11 protein-coding genes and 1 tRNA gene are annotated in these 21,096 nt (G+C 68.4%); 4 read left to right on the forward strand and 8 right to left on the reverse strand.

Annotated features, from left to right (window positions below):
• Nucleotides 1-7: 7 nt before the first annotated feature.
• Both FBX97_RS23525 and FBX97_RS23530 read left to right on the forward strand, forming a co-directional pair.
• Nucleotides 8-2,476, forward strand: a complete 2,469-nt coding sequence (locus FBX97_RS23525; RefSeq protein WP_141837287.1) for a beta-galactosidase — start codon at nt 8-10, stop codon at nt 2,474-2,476.
• Between the two features lie 282 nt (nt 2,477-2,758).
• The gene (locus tag FBX97_RS23530; protein WP_141837289.1) at nt 2,759-5,974 is read left to right on the forward strand and encodes a TonB-dependent receptor; all 3,216 of its coding nucleotides are present in this window, start codon (nt 2,759-2,761) and stop codon (nt 5,972-5,974) included.
• Nucleotides 5,975-6,023: 49 nt separating this feature from the next.
• On the opposite strand, the gene FBX97_RS23535 is transcribed toward FBX97_RS23530, so the two are convergent.
• From FBX97_RS23535 to lldD, 3 genes are read right to left on the reverse strand one after another with little or no spacing between them, the layout of a single operon-like run.
• The gene (locus FBX97_RS23535; RefSeq protein ID WP_221631860.1) at nt 6,024-8,153 is read right to left on the reverse strand and encodes a family 43 glycosylhydrolase; all 2,130 of its coding nucleotides are present in this window, start codon (nt 8,151-8,153) and stop codon (nt 6,024-6,026) included.
• A 21-nt stretch (nt 8,154-8,174) separates the two neighbouring features.
• Nucleotides 8,175-9,725: a CocE/NonD family hydrolase gene (locus FBX97_RS23540; RefSeq protein ID WP_141837291.1), complete on the reverse strand. Its 1,551-nt coding sequence runs from the start codon at nt 9,723-9,725 to the stop codon at nt 8,175-8,177.
• Between the two features lie 17 nt (nt 9,726-9,742).
• The gene (gene lldD, locus FBX97_RS23545; RefSeq protein WP_141837293.1) at nt 9,743-10,873 is read right to left on the reverse strand and encodes an FMN-dependent L-lactate dehydrogenase LldD; all 1,131 of its coding nucleotides are present in this window, start codon (nt 10,871-10,873) and stop codon (nt 9,743-9,745) included.
• A 183-nt stretch (nt 10,874-11,056) separates the two neighbouring features.
• Here lldD and FBX97_RS23550 point away from each other — a divergent pair.
• Nucleotides 11,057-11,127: transfer RNA gene (locus FBX97_RS23550), tRNA-Cys, on the forward strand.
• A 50-nt stretch (nt 11,128-11,177) separates the two neighbouring features.
• Here FBX97_RS23550 and FBX97_RS23555 read toward each other — a convergent pair.
• The 4 genes from FBX97_RS23555 to FBX97_RS23570 all read right to left on the reverse strand — a co-directional run bounded on the left by FBX97_RS23555 (nt 11,178) and on the right by FBX97_RS23570 (nt 18,644).
• Nucleotides 11,178-12,083, reverse strand: coding sequence for a diguanylate cyclase domain-containing protein (locus FBX97_RS23555; protein WP_141837295.1), 906 nt, complete (start codon nt 12,081-12,083; stop codon nt 11,178-11,180).
• Complete coding sequence (locus FBX97_RS23560) at nt 12,080-15,547, reverse strand: hybrid sensor histidine kinase/response regulator (RefSeq protein WP_255517608.1); 3,468 nt, start codon at nt 15,545-15,547, stop codon at nt 12,080-12,082. Before FBX97_RS23560 ends, FBX97_RS23555 begins: the two co-directional genes overlap by 4 nt.
• Nucleotides 15,548-15,557: 10 nt before the next feature.
• Complete coding sequence (locus tag FBX97_RS23565; protein WP_255517609.1) at nt 15,558-17,840, reverse strand: TonB-dependent receptor; 2,283 nt, start codon at nt 17,838-17,840, stop codon at nt 15,558-15,560.
• Nucleotides 17,841-18,074: 234 nt separating this feature from the next.
• Complete coding sequence (locus FBX97_RS23570) at nt 18,075-18,644, reverse strand: GNAT family N-acetyltransferase (RefSeq protein WP_141837300.1); 570 nt, start codon at nt 18,642-18,644, stop codon at nt 18,075-18,077.
• A gap of 99 nt (nt 18,645-18,743) precedes the next feature.
• On the opposite strand from FBX97_RS23570, the gene FBX97_RS23575 reads away from it, so the two are divergent.
• Nucleotides 18,744-20,588 (forward strand): glycosyltransferase, encoded by a 1,845-nt coding sequence (locus FBX97_RS23575; RefSeq protein WP_141837302.1) that lies wholly within the window; start codon nt 18,744-18,746, stop codon nt 20,586-20,588.
• 50 nt (nt 20,589-20,638) lie between these two features.
• On the opposite strand, the gene FBX97_RS23580 is transcribed toward FBX97_RS23575, so the two are convergent.
• Entirely contained in the window at nt 20,639-21,028 is a 390-nt protein-coding gene (locus FBX97_RS23580) for a VOC family protein (protein ID WP_141837304.1), read from the reverse strand.
• Nucleotides 21,029-21,096 lie beyond the last annotated feature (68 nt).

Genomic DNA, 21,096 nt, shown 5'->3' on the forward strand with positions numbered 1-21,096 from the left:
AGAGACGATGAAGAATACCAACCACCACCGCCATGCGGCGCTACTTGCGTGCGCGCTGCTGTTCCCGACCGCGGCCGCACTGGCCGCGTTTGATTCCGATCATTTACTGGCGGTCGACGCCAGCGCACCCGTCAACGCCCCGCTCGAGGGCCACCTGAAACAGGGCAGCAACCGCTCGCCGCAGGGCGCGACCATCGGCATCAACAGCCGCTACCTGACCCGCGCCGGCAAGCCCTGGCTGCCGGTAATGGGCGAATTCCATTACACCCGCATGCCGGCCTCGCAGTGGGAACTGGAGCTGCGCAAGATGAAGGCGGCCGGTGTCGACGTCGTCGCCAGCTACATCATCTGGAACCACCACGAGGAGCAGGAAGGCAAATTCGACTGGAGCGGCCGGCGCGACCTGCGCCGCTTCGTCGAACTGTGCCGCAAGGTCGGCCTCGACTTCGTGGTGCGGGTCGGTCCCTGGGCCCATGCCGAGGTGCGCTACGGCGGCGTCCCCGACTGGGTGGTGGATGCGATGCCGACCCGCGGCGACGATCCGCAATACCTGTCGTATGTGGAGCGCTTCTACGGCCAGATCGGCCGCCAGCTGCGCGGCCTGCTGTGGAAGGATGGCGGGCCGGTGATCGGTGTGCAGATCGAAAACGAATACAACCTGCGCGGGCCGGGGCAGGGCGCCGCCCACATCGCCAGGCTGAAAAGCCTGGTGCTGAAGGCCGGGCTGGACGTGCCGCTGTACACCGTCACCGGCTGGGACGGCACCGTGTACCCGCCGGGCGAAGTGACCCCGGTGTTCGGCGGCTACATCGACGAACCCTGGTCCACCAGCACGAAGGAGCTGCCGCCGAAGGAGACCCACGCCTTCCGCTTCGACACCCGCGTCAGCGGCGACCTCGGCGCCCAGACGGCCTCGCACGGCGTCGGCACCGCCGACCAGGAAATCGACAAGACGCCTTTCCTGGGCGCCGAATACGGCCCCGGGCTGCCCTTCATGTACCGCCGCCGTCCGGTGCTGTCGCCCGACGACGTGGCCTCGATGCTGCCGGTGCAGCTGGGATCGGGCCTGAACCTGCTCGGCTACTACATGTTCCACGGCGGGCGCAATCCGGAAGGACGCACCTGGCTGCAGGAAAGCAGCGCCAGCGGCGGCTACAACGACCTCCCGCTGATCAACTACGACTTCCAGGCGCCGCTCGGCCCGGACGGGCAGGGGCGCCCTGTGCTGGCGCGCCTGCGCCCCTTCCACTGGTTCCTGCACGATTTCGGCGCGCAGCTGGCCACCATGACGGTGCGCAAGCCGGACCTGGTGCCGGTCAATCCGGCCGACCTGAAGACGCCGCGCTTCGCCGTGCGCAGCCAGGGCAAGTCGGGCTTCGTCTTCATGAACAACCACGTGCGTCAGTACGCGATGGCGCCGCAGAAGGGCGTGCACTTCTCGGTCAGGCTGCCCGGTGAAACCCTGGTGTTCCCGAGCAAGCCGGTCGACGTGCAGGACGGCGATTACTTCATCTGGCCATTCCACCTCGACCTGGACGGCACCGACCTGCGCTACGCCACCGCGCAGCCGATGGCGCGCATCGATGCCGGCAAGGAGGGCATCGTCTACGTGTTCGCGGCGCATGAAACGATTCCGGTGGAATTCGGCTTCGATGCCGCTGCGGCGGGCAGCATCGCGCTGGCGGGCGCACAGGGGACCGCGCGCGAGGGCGCATACGTGGTGGATGCGATCACGCCCGGTACCGCGGCCGCGGTGACGATCCGTCGTCCCGGCGCACGCCCGGTACGCATCGTGGTGCTGGGCGCGGCGCAGGCCGGGCAGGTCAGCATCGAGCAGGTGGCCGGCCAGCGCCGGCTGCTCATGAGCGCCCAGCAGGTGGTGGTGGCGGACAAGGCGCTGCAGCTGCGCTCGGCCGGGCAGCCGCATTTCCGCCTTGGCGTGTTCCCGGCGCTGGGCAAGACGCTGGCCGGCACGCGCGCCGGCCAGGACGGCATCTTCCAGACCTTCGAGGCCGACCTGCCGGAGCGCCGCATCGCGGCCACCGTCACGCCGGTGCGCGCAGCGCGCGAAGCGCCGCCGGTCAGGATCGGCGGCCCCGCGCGGGCAGCCGTGGAACCCGCGCCGGAAAGCTTCAAGGCCGCCGCCAGCTGGCAGATCGCCGTGCCGCGCGCGCAGCTGAAGGGCCTCGACGATGCGCTGCTGAACGTCGACTTCGTCGGCGACGTCGGCCGCCTGTACAGCGGCGTGCACATGCTCGACGACTGGTACTACAGCGGCTACGGCTGGCAGTTCGGCCTGCGCGATGCGGAGGCGGCGCTGGACCGGCCCCTGACGCTGTCGGTGATGCCGCTGCGCGCCGATGCGCCGGTGTACATCCCGAAGGAGGGCCGGCCGGACTTCGGCGGCAAGCCGCAGGTGGCCGCGCTGCGCGGCGTGAGCGTCACGCCGGTCTACCTGCTGACCCTGACGCCGTGAGCGCCGCTTAGCGTCGCTTGATGCCACACGCGCCGGACCTGGCAGGTCCGGCGCGTGTCTGGGTACGACACAGCGTTTTGCTTCTTTTCCACCCGTCATGCATGCCAATGCAGCGCCTCCTTCCTGCCGCCCCGGTTCGATACCGGTTTTGGTATCGCGGCAACAAAAAAAGTTGTTGGCCTTCCCGTATTTACTTGGATAAATTGCTTATATATTAGTGTAGAAGCAAGAGTGACACCAAAGCAGTGCCACGCGAGAAGACAACAACAGAGGAGACAAACCATGAACAAGAACTGGAAGGGCGCCGCGCTGCGCCGGCTGGATGCCGGGCGCGGGGTTTTGGTGATGACCGTCCTGGCGGGCATGATATCGAGCGCCTACGCGCAGACGAGTGCCGCATCAGGCGCCACCGACCCGGCCGGCACGCCGGCGACGGCGCCGCAGACGGCGCCGCAGTCCACCGATACCACCCCCGACAAGGTGGCCGCCAACGCCAAGACCCCCGCCATCTCGACCGTGAACGTGAGCGGCTACCGCAGCTCGCTGGCGCTGTCGGCCAATGAAAAGCGCGACAACAACGGCTTGACCGACACCGTGTTCTCGGAAGACATCGGCAAGTTCCCCGATCCGAACATCGCCGACGCGCTCTCGCGCATGCCGGGCGTGCGGGTGCAGCGCGCCGCCATCGACGGCGAAGGCATGAGCATCTCGATCCGCGGCATGGGCCCGGCCTTCACGCGCGTGCTGCTGAACGGGGCGCCGATGGCGGCCGCGTCGGCCGGCAGCTGGGGCGGCACCATCAGCGCCAACCGCGAAGTGGACATGGACTTCCTGCCGTCCGAACTGTTCCGCAGCGCGACCGTGTACAAGAGCCAGCAGGCCGACATCATGGAAGGCGGCGTGGCCGGCACCGTCAACATGCGCAGCGTGCGCCCGTTCGACAAGGCCGGCTTCCGTTCGGCCTTCACCGCCAGCGGAAACTACCGCGACCAGGACGGCAAGTGGGGCAACACCGGCTCGGCCCTGGTCAGCAATACCTGGAACACGCGCTTCGGTAAGGTCGGCGCGCTGGCCGGCTTCGCCTGGGGCAATACCAAGTACCACACCGACGTGTTCCAGACCGTCGACATGCGCACCTTCCGCCTCAACGCCAACCAGAGGAATGGGTCGGACCCGGCCTCGCTCGGCGGCGACTACTTCAACAGTCCGGCCACCGTGCCCTCGGGATTGCCGATGAATCTGCTGCCGGATTATGCGCAGGCGGTACTCAAGCCGGGTGCGGCGATCGACCGCAACATGCTGCTGGCGCTGAACCCCGGCGCCACCATCCAGCAGATCGACAACGGCCTGATGGGCCGCCTGCCGCGCTACCTGGTCTACGACGGCGCGCGCAAGCGCCGCGGCGAAGTGCTGAGTTTCCAGTGGCAGCCGAACGAAAGCTGGGACTTCTACCTCGACGCCCTGTTCGCCCAGAAGGGCAACAAGATGACGCAGGAGTCGATGAACGTCGGCATGCGCGCCAACACCCCGATCCCGATCGGCCTGCAGTTCGACCGCAGCGATTGCTCGGCCTATTGCACGATCACCCAGGCCACGCTGGCGAATACCTTCTGGTCGCTCGAGTTCCGTCCGCTGCAGGAGAATACCCACTTCCGCAGCCTCAACCCGGGCTTCGAATGGCGCGCGACCGACAAGCTGACGGTCGACGGCCACGTCAACTACACCGACAGCGGCTTCTGGCGCGACACGCCGTCGGTGCTGGTGGCGACCCGCTCGGCGCCGTCGCTGATCAACTACAGCAACACCGATCCCGGCCAGATCCCCAAGATCACCAGCAACATCGACATCAACGACCCCAGCGCCTTCGGCTGGTACCAGGCAGGCCAGAACCTGTCCGGCCTGCGTACCGACCTGTACCAGCGCACCAACACGACCAAGGGCACGCGCCTGAACCTCAACTGGGGCGAGGAGAAGTTCGCGATCAAGGTCGGCGGCTCGTTCGACGACATCACGCGCCGCTTCACCGGCAGCGACTTCACCAATCCCGAAGCGTGGATGAACTACACCTGCGGGAACAACGTGAGCTACCAGTTCTATGCGCCGAACACCGCGCTGCAAGGGGCCTGCGACGGCCGCTCCACGCCGGGCGTGGCCGTGGCGCCGACCCTGTATCCGGGCTACGGGACCGGCGTCAGCGCCGGCCAGACCGCGCCGCTGGTCTACCTGGGCTCGAAGGTGACGAATGCCGATCTGGCCAAGTACGTGCACAAGAGCGATCACGGTTTCATCACCGTCGACTGGGACCAGTTCGCGAAGGACACCAACTACGACTATTTCAAGCAGCACATGTACGGCGTGGCCACCGCCGGCGGCGGCTACCTGCGCGAAAAGGTCAGCGCCTTTTATGTCGAGACCAACGGCCGCGTGCCGGTGTTCGGCCACACGCTGCGCTACAACGCCGGCGTGCGCTATGCCACCACCGAGCAGACCATCGGCGCGCCGCAGAACCCGGCCGATCCGCGCAACGCCGAGCAGAACCTGCAGAACGGCGGCCGCTATCCGAACGTGCAGACCTGGGTCTACGAGACCACCAAGTACCACAACGTGCTGCCGTCGTTTAACCTGTCCTACAACCTGACGCGCGACCTGATCGCGCGCGTCTCCGGTTCCAAGTCGATGACCCGCGCCAATCCGGCCGATTTGCACCAGACCCAGCTGACCATCGGCGACCAGGGCGTGAACCAGGGCAGCGTGTCGAACCCGAACCTGAAGCCGTTCAAGGCCAACGCCCTCGACCTGGCGCTGGAATGGTACTTCAGCCGCGAGGGTTACGTGGCGCTGTCCGGCTTCGCCAAGGACATCGTCAGCCGTCCGGGCCAGCGCCTGGTCGACTACACGCTGGCCCAGCTGGACCAGATCTACGGCACGGTCGGCCTGACCGACGCCCAGCAGGCGGCGGTCGATGCGGCCGGCGGGCGCGATCAGAAGCACGTGATCATCACCGAGCCTTACGACATCAACACCAAGCTCAAGGTCCGCGGTTTCGAATTCACCTGGCAGCAGCCGCTGGACATGTTGCCGGTCAAGGGCTTCGGCTTCACCGGCAACTTCACCTACACCAAGCAGACCGACGAGGTGGCCGGTTCGCCGCCGGTGGCAGGCGTGCCGCCGCGCACCAACAACCTGACCGTCTACTATGAACGCAATGGCCTGAACATGCGGGTGTCGCGCCAGTACACCTCGAGCCTGATCAGCAACACCAGCACCGGCCTGGCGCCAGGGGTGTATGCGTATTCGACCGGGCGTTCGCAAGTGGACCTGTCGGCCGGCCTGAACCTGCAGCGCATGTTCGGCTTCCGCTACAACACCGACCTGACGCTCAGCGTGTGGAACCTGAACCGGGCCAAGAGCCAGAACTACACCCAGTTCACCAACGCCGTGTACGACCAGAACGATCCGGGCCGCAGCTATACGATGTCGCTGCGGACCGCGTTCTGACTCAAGAGGATGGCGAGTGAAACCCCGGCGTTGCGGCGCCGGGGTTTTTTTATTGTCTCGGCACCGCCGCCTGCGACCACGAGAAGCGCACGCCGTCGCGCGCGTCCGGACCCGGTCCCGGACTGTCGGCGCCGATGGCGCCGGTGGCCGGATCGATGCGCAGGTAGCGCCGGGTGGCCAGCGACATCAGCAGCAGTTCGCCGTTCAGGGTCTCGCTCCACTGGAAGGCTTGCGCTTCTTTTGCCGGACCCGGCGCCAGCCCCGCGCGGCCATCCGGGCCGACCGTCAGGTAGCGCGTGCCGGCGCGCAGGGCGACGCGGCCCAGGCCCCGGTCCTCGACCGTGAACGGGGTCGGCGCCGCTGCCGACAGCCCGGCGCCGTCGGCATGCAGTCCGGCGCCGGTCCCGATGCCGGCCAGCCGGATCGGCTGGCCGTAGGGGATGGCGCGCATCAGGCCATGCGGATTCGGCTGGTAGACATCGATGCTGTCGAAGTCGGCGTGGCCGCCTTCCTTGCCCTGGGTGTTGTAGTTGAACAGGGCATAGCGCACGCCCTGGAAGGTGGTCAGCTGGAACACCATCGTGAACGGCTCGCCGATCGGCTGGAAGACCTTGCCGTCCAGCGAGTACGAGAAACTGGCCTGCTCGGTCAGGAAATCGCAGTCGGCGCGCAGCCACACGCGCGCAGTGTCGGATGAACCCGCGAGCGTGATCCGGCGGCTGGCGGCGCGCGCCTGGTCGAACAGCACGATGGCCAGGCCGGCGGCGGTCTTCTCGACGCCGAGGGTGGCGTACGGCAGGTTCAGCAAGCCCAGGCCGGCGACGTCGCCCGGCTGCATGCCGGCCGCGTCGAGCGCCACCGTGGGCGAGGAGCGCGGGCCGATGGCGCGCTGGGTCAGGCTGTTGCGCGCGTCCCGGAACGACGCCGCCGGCAGTGCGTGCAGGCGCAGGAAGCCGGGCCGTTCGGTCAGCGACCATTTGCCGTCGACCGGCACGTGGTTCCATTGCCACAGCGGCTGCAGCGCCGTGCCTGAGAAATCGTCGCTGCGTTTGAACGGCACCCGGATCGGCTGCGCCGTGTCCGTTTTCGGCTTGACCCAGGTGCGCGGCGTGCGTCCCAGATTGCCCGGCAGGCCGAACCAGGGCCAGCCATCCTTCCAGGTGACCGGCGACAGGGCGGTCAGGCGTCCGACCGCGTTCGCATCCATCATCGAGAACCCCCACCATTCGCCGGCCGGCGTCAGCACGATGCCGCCCTGGTGCAGCGGTCCGGCGGACTTGCCCGGCTGCGGCGGCGCGATCGTGAATGACTCCCCGGTCTGCTTCAGGCCGTGCCCGCCGGCCAGACCGAAGGCTTCGTCGCGGCTGATCGCCTGATTGACTTCGTAGGGGCCGAAGACGTGGTCGGCGCGCGCGGCCGGCATGCGGAAGCCGCCGGCGTAGTTGGCGCTGATGATGTAGTAGCGGCCGTCGATCTTGTAGAAGTGGGCGCCTTCGCCCATGCCGGCGGTCTTGGAGAAGACGACTTTTTCCGTCTCCGGGACGATGTCGGTCAGGTCCGCCGTCAGCTCGGCCACGTGCATGTCCTGGTGGCCCCAGACCGCGTAGGCCTTGCCGTCGTCGTCGAACAGCACGGAGAGGTCGTGCAGGCCGCGCTTCATCTCGCGGTGGGTCCAGGGACCGCGCGGATCTCGTGCGCTGTAGACCTGGGTGGCGCGCCGGTTGACGTTGCTGAAGATATAGAAGGTGCCGTCGCGGTGGCGCAGGCTCGGCGCCCAGATGCCCTGGCCGTAGATGCCCTTGCCGTCTTCCAGCCGGTAGCCGGGACCGTAGTCGAGGCGGTCGGCGGCGTAGGCGAGGAATTCCCAGTTGACCAGGTCGCGCGAGCGCAGGACCGGCAGGCCCGGCATGGTGTGCATGGTGGTCCCGGTCAGGTAGAACCAGTCGCCGACGCGGATCAGGTCGGGATCGGAGAATTCGTCGTAGAACAGCGGGTTGGTGAAGGTGCCGTTGCCGTTGTCGGCGGTCCAGGTGGCGCTCGACAGGCCGGCGGCCGGGCGCGGCACCTGCTGGGCGGCGGCGGGCAGGGCCGCCAGGATCGCGCACAGGACCAGGGGCCAGGTGCGGGGGCTGCGCGGCAGGCTGCGGCGCCGCGGGTGGGTAGGTTGTGCTTGACTCAAGTCTCCTCCATGATGCCGGTCTCAGTGCCTGCTTTCCGCTTCGAGCCGCGCAATCGCCAGCTTCGCATCCGCCATGTCGGGCCAGAAGCCGAGCACGCGCCGGTAGGCCGCGATCGCCGCGGCGTTGTCGCGCTGCCTGTCGTAGGTCATGGCGAGGTAGAACATGGCACGCCCGCTGTCCGGATACAGGCTGGTGGCAAGGCGGTAGATGTCGATTGCCTCGGCATACCGCTTCAGGTCCAGGAAGCGCTCGCCCCATGCGATCAGCGCGCGCTCTTCCGGCTTGAAGCCGGCGTCGCGCCGCCCCATGTCGCGATAGATCGTCTCGAGGTCCTTGTGGTCCTGGCGGGCATAGCGCGCGGCCAGCGTGGCCAGCGTCGCCGGTTCGCCTTCGGCGCGGTGGATGTCGACTGCCAGCAGGTGGGGCGGCACCGCGTTCGCCGCCGGCTTGTTGCCCATGAAGGCCAGGCCGGCCGCATCGCCGCGCAGGTAGGCGTCGAGGAAGGCGCGCACGTAGCGCCCCATCCAGCCGTGGGCGAGCAGGGCTTCCTCGCGCGAGTAGTCGCCGAAACGCTCGTCCGGCCCGAGCCGCAGCGCTTCCGCCTGGAAGGCGGCATGCGTCATGGTGTCCATGGTGACGTTGTACAGCGTCGCGTACTTCATCCGGTTCATCAGGCTGTAGCTTGCCGCCACCTGTTCCGAGCGGTTCATGGCCTCGGCGGTCGACGGCTTGCCGCCCAGGTACAGCATCGGCAGCGCCAGGCGTTCCGGTGTCGCATACGCGGCTTGCTGGACGACCGCCGGGTGGTAGCGCACCGACCCGTCGAGCGAGACCAGCGCCGCGATCCGGTCGTCGCGCGCGGCGGCCAGCACGTTGGCCAGGCCGCCCCAGCTGTAGCCCATGGCGGCCACGTGGCGGGCGTCGGCCTGGGGCAGGGTCGCGGCATACCCCACCAGGAAGGAGATGTCGCGTGCCTCGGATTCCGCGCTGACGAGGTCGAGGTCGATGCTGCGCGTATGCACGCCGATACTGGCGCTGGCGACGACCAGGTAACCATGGGTGACGAGGTATTCGCACAGGTCGGCGTTCTCGTGCGCGGACATGCTCGAACCCGGCGCGTAGATCACGACCGGGAACCGTCCCGCAGCCGGCCGGCCGTCGCGCCGCGCCAGCATCGGCTGGTCGAGCGCGGTCCTGGCCTGGCGCGGGTCGAGGACCGGGTAGTTGTCCTGCATGTAAGCGGCGACGAAACGCTCGACCGCCGCGGCGTCGCGCCCGAAATGGTCTTCGGTGGCCGCGGTGCGCAGGTAATCGGCGTAGCGGACCGGCGTGCCCGCCTGTTTTTCGGCCGGATACCATACCAGTGCCTGGATCGGGCGCGCGCGTTCGCCATCGGTCGGCATGCCGGTCACCATGTCCATCTTTTCCTGGTAGGCGCGCGACCTGTCGTGCAACTGCACGACGCGCAGTCCGACGGCGTATGGCCCCGGTCCGCCGGGAAAGGAGGGGTTGGCGGCAGCCGCGACGTGGGATGCCAGTCCGATTGCGAGCAACAGCAGCAGTTTGCGCATGACTTCCTTTTGGGTGTTCAGGCCAGGATGCGGCCGTCGATCTCGCGCACCGACTTCACCCCGGTCAGCACCATGCTGGTCCGCATGTCCTTTTCCAGGATCGCCAGCAGGTTGCGCACGCCGGCCGCGCCGCCCACCGCCAGCGCATAGATGAAGGCGCGGCCGATCAGCACGCCGTCCGCGCCCAGCGCCAGCAGGCGCACCACGTCGAGGCCGGTGCGAATGCCGGAGTCGGCGAAGATGGTCAGGTCGCCTTTCACGGCGGCGGCGATCGAGGGCAGGGCCCTGGCCGTGGACAGCGCGCCGTCCAGCTGGCGCCCGCCGTGGTTGGAGACCACGATGCCGTCGGCGCCGAAGGCCTTGGCGTCGCGGGCGTCGTCGGCGTCGAGGATGCCCTTGATGACCATCGGGCCGTTCCACTCGTCGCGGATCCACTGCAGGTCGGCCCAGTCGATGCCCGGGTCGAAGTTGGCGGCCAGCCAGCCCATGTAGTCGACCAGGCCGGTCGGGTTGCCGCGGTAGGCCGAGATGTTGCCGAGGTCGTGCGGGCGCCCGAACACGCCGACGTCGAAGGCCCAGCGCGGATGGGTCATCGCCTGGAACACGCGCCGCAGCGGGCCGCTGCGCCCGCTCATGCCCGAATGGGCATCGCGGTAGCGCGCGCCGGGCACCGGCATGTCGACCGTGAAGACCAGCGTCTTGATGCCCAGTTCGCGCGCGCGGCGCAGGTAGTCGCGCATGAAGCCGCGGTCCTTCAGCACGTACAGCTGGCACCAGATCGGGCGCGCCGACTGCGCCGCGACTTCCTGCAACGGGCATACCGACACGGTCGACTGGATGAAGGGGATGTTGCGCTCGGCCGCCACGTGCGCCGCCTGCACTTCGCCGCGGCGCGCATACATGCCGGCCAGGCCGATCGGCGCCAGCGCGATCGGCAGGTCCTGCTTGACGCCGAACCATTCGGTGCCGAGGTCGAGGCTTTCCGACCCCTTCAGCACGCGCTGGCGCAGCGCCACCTCCTGCAGGTCGTCGACGTTGGCACGTAGCGTGGATTCGGTGCCGGAGCCGCCGTCGAGGTAGTGGAACAGGAAGGGCGGCAGCTTGCGGCGTGCCGCTTCGCGGTAGTCGGTTGCGGAAGAAATGATCATGTTCGGGTCGGAAGATGGTAAGCCCGACAAGAATGACGGCCCGGGGCCCGGCCTGTCAACCCGGCAGCGTGCCGGACGGGGATGTGAGCAGCGAACTGATCGTTTTGCGCATATTGATATGCTTTAAATGATCGATTGACCGGCTTCCGTACCGGTTTCTCCCGGGCGCGTACTATCGGTTCTGGCGAGGTAGCAAAGAGGTTATGCAACGGCTTGCAAAGCCGTCCAGACAGGTTCAATTCCTGTCCTCGCCTTCTCCCCCTCCAGATTCACGGCACCCGGCCGTTTCGCCGCAAGTTCCGGTTCAGCGCCACACCACCCGGTTGCGCCCGGCCTGCTTGGCCCGATACAGGTGATTGTCGGCCGCTTCGAACAGCGCGGCCGCGGTTTCGGCACCGTTCGTGCCGAGCGTCGCGCCACCCACGCTGACGGTCAGCACCGGCGCCACGGGCGACGCCGCGTGCGCCAGCTGCAGCGCCGCCAGCGCCGTGCACAGGCCGTCGACCACGCTGCGTGCCTCGTCGGCGCCGGTCTCCGGCAGTATCAGCACCAGTTCCTCGCCGCCGTAGCGCGCCGCCAGGTCGGCCGGACGGCGCATCGCCGCGCGCGCCACCCGCGCCACCGCGCGCAGCGCCCGGTCGCCGGCCGGGTGGCCGTAATGGTCGTTGTACTGCTTGAAGGCGTCGATGTCGAGCAGGGCGATCGACAGCGGGGCGCCGCTGCGCTGGGCGCGCGCCCATTCCTGTGCATACACTTCGTCGAAGCGGCGCCGGTTGGCCAGTTCGGTCAGGCCGTCGACGTTGGCCAGCCGCTCGAGCATGCGGCGCTGGCGCACCATCTGCAGGTGCAGCGCCACGCGCGCCATCACCACGGTGGCGTTGAAGGGCTTGGCGATGTAGTCGGCGGCGCCCAGCTTGAGGCCATTGGCTTCGTCTTCGGGCCGGTCCAGGCCGGAAATGAAGATCACCGCCAGCTGGGCCGTGGCCGGATCGGCGCGCAGGCGGCGCAGCACGTCGAAGCCGTTCATGTCCGGCATCACCACGTCCAGCAGCAGCAGGTCGGGCATGAGACGGGCGGCCCGTTCCAGCGCCTGTTCGCCGTTCTTCGCCAGCAGCACCGTGTAATCGGGCTTCAGCAATTCCGCCAGCAGCTGGCGGTTGATCGGATCGTCGTCGCAGATCAGGACTTTCTGGGGTTCGACCGGGTTCATGCCTGGGTTTCCGTTTCGAGCTCGAGCGAGCGCACCAGTGCCGCCAGCTGCACCTGGGCGGCATCGTATTCGAGGTCGCCGATGGCATCGGTTAGCACCGCCAGGGCGGCCGCGTGGACCGGCTGCGGCAAGGCCTGCCGCAGCGCCGCCAGCGCATCGTCGGCACGGGCGTCGCCGTCGCGCAGCCAGGCTGCCAGTTCGGTGGTCAGCGTGGCAAGATCGGCTGCCGTGGCGGCCGCGGCGCCGGGCGCCGCGGCGGCCGGTACGGCGGCACGCGCCAGCCCGGCCAGCACGCCTTCCAGGGCCATGATCAGGTCCGGCACCAGCAGCGGCACGCGCGCGTGGCTGCCGGCGCGCAATTCGCCTTCCAGACTGCCGGCCAGTGCCGCCAGTGGCGTGGCGCCGATGTAGGCCGCCCCCGACTTCAGGTTGTGCGCCAGCGACGCCAGGGGCGCATAGTCGCCGTCCGCCAGCGCGTCGCGCAGCGCCTGCGGCGCGGCGCGGTATTCCTGGATGAAGCCGGCGATGCGCTTGTGCACGCGTGCCGGCTGGCCGGCGGCGCTGGCCAGCGCGCGCTGCCAGTCGATGCCGTGCACCGGCGCCAGGCCATGGCCGGCACCCACATCGGTGTCCGGCACGGCGGCCTGCGGCACGCTGCGTCCGGCCAGGCGCGCCGGGTCGATCCACTTGACCAGGGTGCGCAGCAGCAGGTCGGGGTCGATCGGCTTGACCACGTGGTCGTTCATGCCGGCCGCCAGGCTCTTGTCGCGGTCGCCGGCCATGGCATGCGCGGTCATGGCGATCACCGGCAGGTTGGCGCATTGCGGCAGCGCGCGGATGCGGCGGGTGGCGCTCAGGCCATCCAGTTCGTGCATCTGGATGTCCATCAGCACCAGGTCGTAGTCGCCCTTGGCTGCCATGCCGACCGCCTCGAGGCCGCCGCTGGCGACGTCCACCTGCATGCGCGCGGCAGCCAGGAAGTCGAGCGCCACCTCGCGGTTGTTGGCGTTGTCGTCGACCAGCAGGATGCGGGCGCCGTCCAGGCGCGCCAGCGCATCGGCGTGATTGTCGGTCGTTGCAGATGCAGCGCCTGGCGGCGCTGCATCTGCGGCCAGTTCGGGACGCAGCACCTGCACCAGGCTGTGGTAGAGCAGGGCCGGGCCGACCGGCTTGGTGAGGAAGGCCGCCAGCGGCAGCTCGCCTTCCTGGGCCAGCACGCTTTCGCGGGTGCAGGCGCTGACCATCAGGATCGCCGGCGGCGCCGCGACACCCACGACACCCGCGTCGGCGCGGATGCGGCGGATCGCCTGGACGCCGTCCATTTCCGGCATCAGGTAATCCATCAGCACCGCCTGGTAGGGCTTGCCGTCGCCGGCTGCCGCGGCCATGCTCGCCAGCGCAGCCTCGCCGGAGGCCACCGCATCGGCCTTGATGCCGAAACCGTCCAGCATGTCGACCAGTGCGCTGCGGGCGCTGGCGCAGTCGTCCACCACCAGCACGCGCATCTGCTGCAGCGCGCCGATCGACGGACGTGGGTCGGTTGCCGTGGCGCCGCCGATGCCCAGGCGCGCCGTGAAGCTGAAGCGGCTGCCCACGCCCGGGGTGCTGGCGACCTCGATGCGGCCGCCCATCAGTTCGACCAGCTGCTTCGAGATCGACAGGCCGAGGCCGGTGCCGCCGTACTTGCGGGTGATCGAGCTGTCGGCCTGGCTGAAGGACTGGAACAGGCGCGCCAGCTGGTCGTTGTCCATGCCGATGCCGGTGTCGCTGACCGAGAAGCGCAGCAGCACGCCGTCCGCCGTGCGTTCGGCCACCTCGACCGCGACCACGATCTCGCCTTCGTCGGTGAACTTGACGGCGTTGTTGGTCAGGTTGATCAGGACCTGGCCCAGGCGCAGCGGGTCGCCGACCAGGCGCGCCGGCACCCCGCGCGGCACCGAGAACACCAGTTCGACGCGCTTGTCGTCGGTCTTCAGCGCGGTCAGGCTGGACAGGTGCTCGAGCAGTTCGTCGAGGTCGAAGGGGACCGCTTCCAGCGTCATGCGGCCGGCTTCGATCTTGGAGAAATCGAGGATGTCGTTGATCACGCCGAGCAGGTGCTCGCCGGCGCCCAGGATCTTGCCGAGGTAGTTGCGCAGCTTCGGATCCGGATCCGCCATCAGGCCCAGGCGGCTCATGCCGATGATCGCGTTCATCGGGGTGCGGATCTCGTGGCTCATGTTGGCCAGGAACTCCGATTTCAGGCGCGTGGCTTCCTCGGCGCGCAGCATGGCGTCCTGGATGCCCTTGGTGCGCAGGCCGAGGATGCGCATGAACAGGATCATCTCGAAGGTGCTGCCCAGCTGCACGCCGTGCAGGGTCCAGAAACTGGCGCCGAGACGGCCCTTGATCAGTTCCGCCGCCACCACCGAGCCGGCGAAGGCGACCGCCCAGCCGATCAGGAAATAGGTGCCGACGGCGTCGCCGCGGCGGGCACGCTGGAAGGCGCCGGGCAGGCCGAGCAGCATCGGCATGATGCCCAGGCTGCCGACGATCGCGACCAGTACCTTGTCGTCGATCAGGTCGAAGCCGAAGGCGGCGGCGCCGAGCACGCACAGGACGGCGCCGGTCTTCATCAGGCGCGAGAAGATGCGGTCCATGCCGGGACGCGCCAGCGCCTGTTCGACGAACAGGTAGGCGCCGCAGGACGCCATCAGGGCGACCGTGCCGCCGGCATGGATCGTGAACCAGGCATTGCCGCCCCACAGGTAATGGGCGCCGAGGCCGAACCACGACAGGTTATAGATTGCCATGCTGCCGGTCAGCAGCGCGTACTTGCCGAACAGGTGTTCGCGCAGGTTGATCCACTGGGCCAGGCTGTACAGCAGCAGGCACAGGCTCAAGCCGCCCAGCACGCCCTGCAGCAGGAATTCGTTCATGGCCCCGCGTGCGTAGGTCGCCGGTTTCTGCAGGCTGAGCGGCAGGATCTTGGGACCGTTGGTCAGGACCCGCAGCAGCACCTCGTAGCGCGCGCCGGGCTGTAGGCGCAGCACGAAGGCCGGCGCCGGCGTGCCCAGCGATCCGCGCTGCGCCACTGCGCCGCCCGCCAGTGCGTGCTGCTCGATGCGGCCGTCGCGTGCCAGATACATGTCGACGCGCTTGAGCAGGCCGAAGTCCAGCTTCAGGACCCAGCTGCCGTCGCTGCCCGCCGCCACCTGCAGCGGTATGCGCACCCAGACCACCGCCTTTTCCATGCCGAGCGTGGCGTAGGCGCCGTCCGGGCGCGTAAACCGCTGCGGCGCCGCCAGCAGCGCTTCCGGTGCCAGGGCGGCGCCCGGGTCGCGCAGCACCGTGGCTGCCGGCCAGGCTTCGATGTGCGGCGTGGCGTCGTCCAGCAGCAGTGCCGCGGCCCATGCCGGAAAGGGCGCCGCCAGTGCCAGTACCAGGGTCAGGAACAGCGCGCTGAAAGAACGAAGGGTAGCCATCGGCATGCTCTCAGAAGCGGTAGTCGAGCCGCAGCTCGCCGGTGCGCGGATCGCTCGGCACCGTGATGCCGGTCGAGTTGATGGTCAACGGGCGTACCGCGTTCTCGAGGTTGCGCACGCGCGCCAGCAGGCTCCAGTTGGCGGCGCGAGGTTCCCAGCACAGGCGCAGGTCGGATTCGGTGTGGCCGGGGATGCGGTACACCAGTCCCTTCGACGGCACGCTCAGGATGTAGGCGGCGCTGGCGCGGGTACCGCCGCCGAGCACTAGGCTGCCGCCCGGCAGCGCGAAGCGGTGCTCGTAGCCGAGCGCCAGCGTGCGCGCCGGCGCGCGGTCGAGCCTGGTGCCTGACAGGTCGCGGGTGGCGTCCGGCCGGTAGCTGGTGTAGTGCGCATCGAGCAGGCTCAGGGCATAGGTGACGCGGTCGGCCGCCGTCACGCGCACCTGGCCGTCGGCTTCCAGGCCGCGCACCTTGGCTTCGCCGGCGTTGGTGGTTTCGTAGCGCGGCTTGCCGTTGATGACTTCCTGCGACGACAGCTGCAGGTTGCGGTAGTCGTAATGGAACACCGCCAGGTTGAGGCTGGCGCGGCTGTCCCAGAAACGGGTCTTGAGGCCGGCCTCGAGCGCGCGCAGGGTTTCCGGCTGGTACACCAGGCTGTGCGCCGGCACCGCGCTGGCGGCCGGGCAGCCGACGCCGGCCAGGCGGCCAGTGCCGACCGCGCCCGCGCTGCAGCCGTCGTTGAAGCCGCCCGACTTGTAGCCGGTGGCGAGCGAGCCGTAGAGCAGGGTGCCCGGCGCCAGGTCGTAGTCCAGGGCGAGGCGCCAGGTGGTCTTGTTGCTCGAGATCGCGCCGGCGTTCAGTTCGCGCGGGTCGGTCGCCATGTTCAGCGCCGCCGCCTGCTGGTAGCCGATATAGCCGTAGCGCGACTTGTCGTCCTCGGTATAGCGGGCGCCGGCGGTGGCGCGCAGGCGCGGACTCAAGGCGTAGGTCGCCTGGCCGAACACGGCGCGGCTCCAGGCGTCGACCGGATCGTTGTCGAACACATAGTAGGGCGTGAGGCCGGCCGCCTTCAGGTCGCGGAAGGTGTAATGGTCGCTGACGTTCTCGTGGAACCAGTACACGCCGCCCTGGGCGCTGAGCGGCCCTGCGCTGTTGGTGGCGATGCGCAGCTCGTGCGAATCCTGCTTGTAGTCGCCGTGGAAGTTCTGGCGTACCCCGAGCGCGACGCTGGGCGCCACGCGGTAGAAATAGTTATACAGGTAGTCGTGCTCGAAATTGCGGTGCGAGCCGAGCCAGCTCAGCGTGGCCGGGCCGAGGTCCCAGCTGACGTCGGCCGTCAGGCTGGACGAGGTCTTGTGCGAGAACCCCTGGTCGGGCACGTTGTTGGGGGACTTGAAGCGGTTGGTCAGGCGGCGCGCGCTGTCGTCGCCGTTCCAGACCGGCTTGCCCTGGGCCAGGCCGGAATAGAAGTTGGTGTCCGGGACGGTGCTGTCGTTGTTGGTATTGTCCAGGCCCGTTTCGTAGCGCACGATCGCGGTGATGCCGTGGCCGGGCCTCCAGCTGGCCGACAGGCGCGCGGCGCGGTCGTCGCGGTCGAGGCCGGGCCTGTAGCCCGTGCCTTGTCCATTGCGGAGATACGGATCGTGGCGGTTGGCAGTGAACGCGGCGCGCAGCGCCAGCACGTCGCTCACCGGCACGTTGACCATGCCGCCCAGCTGGCGCGTGTCGTAGCTGCCGACCGTGGCATTGGCGGCGGCCTCGAAATAGGGCACGGGGGCCTTGCTGATCACGTTGACGGCGCCGGCGGTCGTGTTGCGGCCGTACAGCGTGCCCTGCGGACCGCGCAGCACTTCGATGCGTTCGACGTCGTAGAACGATGCATTCTGGGCCTGCGGCCGCGCGACGTAGACGCCGTCGACCAGGTAGGCGGCCGACGGGTCGCCCTTTTCGGTGGCGTCGGCATTCGAGACGCCGCGCATCGTGATGCGCAGGCCGTCGTAGGAATTCTGCAGGTAAGTATTCGGCAGGCGATCGGCGATCGCACCCGGGCTGTCGATGCCCTGCTGGTCGAGCTGGGCAGCGGTGAGCACGCTCATTGCCACCGGCGTCCGCGATGCCGGCGCGGCGCTGCGCTGGGCGGTGACGATGACTTCCGGGAGCGTGCCGTCGGCGCTTGGTGCCTGCTGCGATGGCTGGGCCTGCGCGGCGGCATGGAACGGTACGGCAAACGAGGCGATGCCGGCAATCGACGCTGCCAGCAGGGTGGGGTTCAGGCGAACCCATTGCTTTTTCATGAGACTTCCCCAGCTATTTTTATGATGTTTATCCGGTTCCGTGCTTAATAAACATTGCGAACCGTCAACGTGAAATTGTGAGAGATTTTATTTCACGGCGGGGGCACTGGGCAGTTGCAGGGGGAGCTCAGATGTAAAAATAGTTCCGTAAAGCCACAAAAAAGTGGCTGAAAAGCAACTTGATAAAGTAATCAATCTTATATATGACACCGGATTGATGGGCTGGCGCTTGGCTTACAGGCTGTCGACTTGCTCAATGGGATTGATGAGCGAGCTCAACACCATGTCTTCCCATTTGCCATCGATGCGCAGGTAGGAACGCGCATAACCCTCGCGTTCGAAGCCGAGCTTGGCCAGCAGCACGGCGCTGCGCAGGTTGCGCGGCAGATGGCTGGCCATGATCCGATGCAAGCCTTGCGGCCCGAACATGTGATCGATGCCCGCCCGTGCCACCTCGTGCATCAGGCCCTGGCCCTGGCAGGCCGCCGCCACCGAAAAACCGATGTGGCAAGCCTGGAACACGCCGCGCACGATGTTGGTAAAGGAACAGCTGGCCACGATGGCGCCGCTGGCGCGCTCGCGTGCCAGGAAGTGCAGGGCGCTGCCGGCGCGGGCCTCGGCCACCGACTGCGCCAGGCGCCGCCGGGCCGCCGCCTCGGTGTAATAGTCGGCGCTGCGCGCCGGTTCCCACGGCGCCAGGTGCTCGCGGTTGTGCAGGCGGTAGGCCAGCAGCAGCGGCGCGTGTTCGGGCGCCGGCACCGTCATCACGGTGCGCGCGGTATCCAGGATCGGCAGGTCGCTCATGCGCCGATTGTAGCGGAGCTGGCGCACGACTGATACCGCGCAAACGCCGGCCGGCACCGCTGTCTATGCTGGCAGCATGTTCAAACGGCAGGAGCTTCCATGGCCCAGGTGCCCGCGGTCAGCGTGCTGATGCCCAGCTTCGAGCAGGCGGCCTTTATCGGCCGCGCGCTCGCCAGCCTGCAGGGCCAGACCCTGCACGACTGGGAAGCGCTGATCGTCGACGACGGCTCCGAGGACGGCACCGCCGGGGCAGTGGCGCCTTTCCTGGCCGATCCACGCATCCGCACCGTCCGCCTGGAGCGCAACGAGGGCCTCGGCCGCGCACTGAACACGGCGCTGGACCGGACGAGCGCGCCGCTGGTGGCCTACCTGCCCAGCGACGACGTGTTCTACCCGCGCCATCTCGAACTGCTAACCGGCGCGCTTGGCGAGACCCCGCAGGCGGTGCTGGCCTTTGCCGGCCTGCGCCATCACTACAACCGCTGGCATCCGGGCCAGCTGCCCGATGCCCCCCTGCAGCTGGTGCAGGTGATGCACCGCCGCAGCAGCCTGCGCTGGCTCGAACGGGACACCCTCGAATCGGACGACCTCGAGCGCCTGTACTGGGGCGGGCTGCGCGCGGCGGGCAGCTTCATCGGCACCGGCGAGCCGAGTTGCGAGTGGGTCGACCATCCCGGGCAGCGCCACAAGCGCATGCAGGAGCCGGTGGGCGGCATCAACCCGTTCCGCCAGCATTACCGCGTGGCGGCGCCGCTGCGCTTTCACACCACCGCCGGCAACGCGATCGACGAGGACGCCCTGTACCGCCGCCTGCGCGAACGCCCGCCGACGCCGCGCGCCACCGACGGCCTGCGCATCCTGCTGGTGGGCGAACTGGCCTACAACGCCGAGCGTGTGCTGGCGCTGGAAGAGCAGGGCCATGCCCTGTACGGCCTGTGGACCGATACGCCTTACTGGTTCAACACGGTCGGCCCGCTGCCCTTCGGACACGTGACCGAGCTGCCGCGCCAGGACTGGCGGGCGGCCATCCGCGAACTCCGCCCGGACCTCATCTACGGCCTGCTGAACTGGCAGGCCGTGCCCTTCGTGCACGCGGTGATGCTGGCCACGTCCGGCATTCCCTTCGTCTGGCATTTCAAGGAAGGGCCCTTCATCTGCATCGACAAGGGCAGCTGGCCCCAGCTGCTCGACTTGTACCGCCGCGCCGACGGCCGCATCTTCGGCAGTCCGGAAACACGCGACTGGTTCGAGCTGGCGTCGCCCGGCCTGGCGACGGCGAAGCCGGCCATGGTGCTCGACGGCGACCTGCCCAAGCGCGACTGGTTCGATGCACCGCGCAGCAGCCTGCTGGCGGCGCGCGACGGCGGCCTGCACACGGTGGTGCCGGGACGGCCGATCGGGCTGCATCCACCCGCGGTGGCGGCACTTGCGGCGCACGACATCCACCTGCATTTCTATGGAGACTTTACCCACGGCCAGTGGAAGGACTGGATCGCCAAGGCGCGCGGCCTGGCGCCGGCACACCTGCACCTGCACGCCAATGTTGCGCAGGACCGCTGGGTCGACGAATTCTCGCGCTACGATGCCGGCTGGCTGCACTGCTTCGCCAGCCGCAACGGCGGCGACCTGCGCCTGGCCGACTGGGACGACCTGAATTATCCGGCGCGCATGGCGACGCTGGCGATGGCGGGGCTGCCGATGATCCAGCGTGACAACCGCGGGGCGGCGGTGGCTGCGCAGACGCTGGCGCGCGAACTCGGCATCGGCATCTTTTACGACGACATCGACGGCCTGGCCGCGCAACTGCGCGACCCGGCGCGCATGGGCGGCCTGCGCCAGCGGGTGTGGCAGGAACGCGAGCGCTTCAGTTTCGACAGCCATGTGCCGGCGCTGCTCGGGTTCTTCCGGCAGGTGATCGCCGAAGGGGGCCACACCCGCGCATGAGTGCCAGGCGTGACCTTGAACGGCGCCCTCAGGAACGGCTCAGGGACCGCTCAGGGACGGAAGGCGGCGCACAGCTTGTTGCCGTCCGGATCGCGCACATAGGCCAGGTGCAGCGTGCCCATGCTGCTCTCGCGCGGGCCCGGCGGTGCCTCGATCGAGGTGCCGCCATTGGCGACAGCGACGTCGTGGAACTGCTTTACCTGTTCCGGCGAGCTGCATTTGAAACCGATGGTGCCGCCGTTGGCCGGCGTTGCCTGTTCGCCATTAATCGGTTCGCTTACACCGAAGCTGCTGCCGGCGTGGCGGTAGAACAGACGGGTGTGGCCCGAGGCGGCCACGTTGCGAATCGCTTCGCCCGCACCCAGCAAGCCGAGCACGGCGTCATAAAAACGTTTGGATCGTTCGATATCGTTCGAGCCGACTAAGACGTGATTGATCATCCTGATTTTCCTTTATTGGGTGGGTCCTGCAACGCGACGGCCTTGCAGCGGCGACTATAGCATCCGCC

Source organism: Herbaspirillum sp. SJZ107 (assembly GCF_006715485.1).
Lineage (GTDB): Bacteria > Pseudomonadota > Gammaproteobacteria > Burkholderiales > Burkholderiaceae_D > Telluria.